The sequence below is a fragment of the Acinetobacter sp. NigerLNRRAM0016 genome, assembly GCF_054112845.1.
This window is the reverse complement of record NZ_JBSYVT010000078.1, coordinates 1-3,837: the sequence shown is the minus strand read 5'-3', so window position 1 is coordinate 3,837 and position 3,837 is coordinate 1. Positions and strand designations below refer to the sequence as shown.

Here is a 3,837-nt window from a genome sequence, read left to right as displayed (position 1 = left end):
TTGTTATTAAGCTTCAGTCAATTCATTAATATCTAGGATATGAACGCCGTTTGATGTCAGTAGCCAACATGAGAGGGTATGTGCTTCAGTGACTTGAAGTATGAGGCTGTTAAGAGTGTCACTAGATTTTTTGCAGTAAAGGCAATCAGGTTCAGGATTGCTACCATCATCATCAATCAATGGCGTGTCAGCAATTAAGCGGTATGAAGCATACTTAATGATGTCAATATCATCGGCATTGATTGGCTCTTTTGAGCTTAGGCGTACTTGCTCTAAACTGAATGCTTCAGGTTCAATCCATTTAACCTTACTGGTGTTTTCAATCTGGTAACTTAACTGAGTGCCGTCAGCAAAAAACACGACAAATTGACCATCTTCAATGTGCTGTACTTTAAAATTGCATGGTATGGTGAATGTGTTGTTCATATCTATGCTCCGACTACTTATAGGCGTTGAGCCTAAGTTGATTAATCGTTTAAAACAGATTCGATAAAAGAGAGTATTTCAGCTTTAAGAGATGCTGAAATGGTTGCAGTATTTAACTGGCTTAAATACATATCAGCTTTGTCTTTTATTTCTTTTGACGTTGCGGTTTTACGAATTAAAACTAATGTATTCCACATATTAAAAGCCCTTTAGGATAGTGATTAAATCTATATTCATTATACAAAGCGCAATAGCTGTTTAATTTTTCTTAAAATTTAAAAATTCAAAAACTTTTTAATCAATTAAAAAACATCGAATGCGTTTTAAAAAATGCCCAAAAGAAAAGGGATAAGGTTTTACGCTTATCCCTGTTTGGGTTTTAGATATGACAATCAACAATCGTGATTATATAGTCGCTTGGAAAGCTCTTGAGCAAGGCTTGGTTTTTGTTTTCCCAATCTTCTTCCTTGCGAATATCCTGTCCAAACATGCCACACTCTGAACCTGTCCAGTCGCCTATTTCATCACCACTGGTCGCATCTAAGAAACAGTATGTACCGAATGGGTTTGCTGATTTTTTAGCTAGGAATTCTTCACGGCTCACCAAAAATTCATCAAATTCATGTCCGAATATGCAAAACAAGTTATCCGTATCATTGGCTTTCATTAATAAGATTGCATCTTGGTTGTGATAGAAATTACGCTTATCGTTCACTGATCCGATTGATTCATCAGACCAAACATCAGCCCATGACCGCCAAGTACGTGAAGCATCACCGATACACTTCTCAAAATAGTCATAAACACGGTTAGCTTCGGTTTTTAAGCGGTTGATTTCGGTTTCAAAATCTAGCTCACCAATCGGACAGCTATCCACTTTTCGTCCATCAAGACGCAACAGCATGTTTTTCCAACGTCCTCCGATTTCATACCAATCGTATTTCGGATTCGGGTTGGTGGTGGTGAAGTAATCGACCACTTTACCGTCAGCATCAAGCTCTATCCATTCTGTCCAACTTTCATCAGGTTTTTCACCTGTCAAAACAGTCGGCGTAACTTTTTCGTTATACCAGTTAATGAACTGTTGAAGCTCAAACACTTCAGTACATGGCACATCTTTTTGATGCCATTGAATGAACATGCCTAAATCACGAATGCGACTTGAGTACGTACCATCATCGTTTTTGACCTGTACCACTGATAAATGCTTACCGCCGTTCGGGAAGTCAGCAAAAATATCACCTTTGTTGTTTTTGATGGCATCAAGCTCTAAGTCTGTTGCATCACGCACGAAACGAGGGTCGTCAAGAAACGCATAGCGTTCTTCACCATCATCTAAGATAGGCTTTGAGTTTTTCATCAAAGTGATTTCTGTCGATTCGTATTGGTCTTTAATTTCGTCCAATGATGATTCTGAAATGCAATATTTGTTTTTAATGCCTGAGCATTCAAATTCGTAAAATGGTTCTAGGGCATCTACAACATCACCATCAGGGGTGGTAACTACTGCAACTGTGAAATGTGACATTTTAAAATCTCCAAGTTTTGAGCCGTGTGCTCTACATCTGAGATTCCATAATAGCTATTAAGTGGCGTTTATAACTTTTTCTTAAAATATAAATGAAGCTGAATATAACAACGGTAGTGATTCAGCAATGAAAATATTTTAATCAATTAAAATCACCGTATACGTTGAATAAAAGTAATATCAATTATTTCTATTTAATGAAATAAAATAAGGCTCACATATTAAAATAACCTGATTACATAGATCTATATCAAAAAAAGCAATTTAGTTCATTAAGCTGATAACTTAAAGTCATAAGGAATCCTATATTTAGGGTTTATAATTTATATGTTAAAGAAAATAAATAAAAGATGGCAATAATTAATAGTTGCCATCTTTTTGAGTTCTAGTTAATGATTAAATATATTCTTCAACCGTACTGGTCATAAGTTTTTTCATCTTGTAAGGTTTGTAATGAGGAACATAACAAGGCTTGCAAACTGATTCATAGGTTTTGGTATCAGAATGATAATAAAAACGATCCAGTGGTTCATAACCGTTGCAATGATGGCAATAACGCTCAAAACCCAATGAAGTGAAGATCATCTTCTCCATAAATGCTTGTTTTTTATGTTTTGCTTTAAGTGTGGGTGAGTTTTTGACTTCACAAGAACAGATGTAATCTTGGTAATTATCTAACTCTGGTGATTCTTGGTATATACAAACAAACCGACTTAAGACATTCGGATCAAAAATATTCCATTGCTGGTCATGTTCTGAAAATAGGAAATATCCATCTGCACCTGATGGCATTTCTTTACTGTATTTCGAGTAATGGATAACATGTTTTTCCGTTGGCTCAAAGTCATTCAGGAACATTCTCAAGGTATTGATGTTCGGGAATTGGACTTTCATTAACTGTGCTTGAGTCACCAGATTGGATCTTGATTCGTAGTTCACCAGAACCATAATTTTACGGCTTTTGTCGATTCTGCCGATGATGTAATTATAGATATGATCAGACATTGTATTTTCTCCTATTCCATAGAGATCCATGTTAAGAACATGGATCATTCCCAAAAAATGCAATGAGATCGTTGCTCTGGTAGCTAAACTGCAATTCGATGTAGTCCATTTTCAGTGTGCTATCTAAGTACGGTGTAATGTCGAGTTGCACGAATGAATCAATAAATTCACTTTCTGCGCCATACGCATCTATTGAGCCTTTGAACAGCTCCAGTACATTGCATGTTACATAGTCGCCAATTTCTGATTTATGTGTCTTACATGATGGTAGGAGTGCCAAGTCATTCAGGATCACTTGAACATGAGTGCCATCATATGAGCCTTGATATAGGCTGTAATGTTTTTCAGGATTCAAGATACATTCAAGAACTAAATCAAAGTTGTTGCTGTAAGAGTTACGCATAGCGACATATACACTTTCTGCTACTGGCTTTTCGACTTTGGTGAGAGTGATTGAGTCTGAATACTCATGAGCGAACAAAATAGGGTCGTCTTCGTCTTGTTCTTCATCTGGCTCAATGTCCATTAACGCCAAGCGTCTATCTTTGGTTTCTTGGTCGAGAATTTCCCAACCATCGATAGATAAAGTACCGCCGTCAGCAAGTTGAATGAGAACAGGGGTTTCTTTGTCCTGATCTGAATTGTCCAGAATGGTGAAGATCCCTAGTAATCGAACCCATGAAGTGATTAACTGGCAAATGGGTAGGTTTTCATTAATTTCATGGCGATTCTTGCAAGACTCGCTAAACATCGCCAGATTTTCAGGGTGATTAATATCAATATAGACATTGTGCAAAACAGCATCAGCACTGGTGTTGTTTGGTGCTTCGTAGCTCAATTCAATCAATAAGTTTTTTTTAGACATGATCAATATTCCT

5 protein-coding genes are annotated in these 3,837 nt (G+C 36.7%); all 5 read right to left on the bottom strand.

Annotated features, from left to right (window positions below; genetic code table 11):
* Positions 1 to 6: 6 nt before the first annotated feature.
* Entirely contained in the window at positions 7 to 426 is a 420-nt protein-coding gene (locus ACWQ4X_RS19475) for a hypothetical protein (protein WP_214288679.1), read from the bottom strand.
* 41 nt (positions 427 to 467) lie between these two features.
* Positions 468 to 623 carry a hypothetical protein gene (locus ACWQ4X_RS19470; protein WP_005006030.1) on the bottom strand — a complete coding sequence of 52 codons (156 nt, stop codon included), beginning with the start codon at positions 621 to 623 and terminating at the stop codon, positions 468 to 470.
* A gap of 182 nt (positions 624 to 805) precedes the next feature.
* The gene (locus ACWQ4X_RS19465; RefSeq protein ID WP_042892727.1) at positions 806 to 1,954 is read right to left on the bottom strand and encodes a hypothetical protein; all 1,149 of its coding nucleotides are present in this window, start codon (positions 1,952 to 1,954) and stop codon (positions 806 to 808) included.
* A 396-nt stretch (positions 1,955 to 2,350) separates the two neighbouring features.
* A complete protein-coding gene (locus tag ACWQ4X_RS19460) occupies positions 2,351 to 2,959 on the bottom strand; it encodes a hypothetical protein (protein WP_005006032.1) in 609 nt (202 codons plus the stop codon).
* Between the two features lie 31 nt (positions 2,960 to 2,990).
* On the bottom strand, positions 2,991 to 3,837 hold an 847-nt coding region (locus ACWQ4X_RS19455), incomplete at its 5' end, for a hypothetical protein (RefSeq protein ID WP_457904654.1).

Coding starts and splice junctions, on each gene's coding strand:
- ACWQ4X_RS19475 (WP_214288679.1), bottom strand. CDS start 426: ATGAACAACACATTCACCATACCATGCAATTTTAAAGTACAGCACATT.
- ACWQ4X_RS19460 (WP_005006032.1), bottom strand. CDS start 2,959: ATGTCTGATCATATCTATAATTACATCATCGGCAGAATCGACAAAAGC.
- ACWQ4X_RS19465 (WP_042892727.1), bottom strand. CDS start 1,954: ATGTCACATTTCACAGTTGCAGTAGTTACCACCCCTGATGGTGATGTT.
- ACWQ4X_RS19470 (WP_005006030.1), bottom strand. CDS start 623: ATGTGGAATACATTAGTTTTAATTCGTAAAACCGCAACGTCAAAAGAA.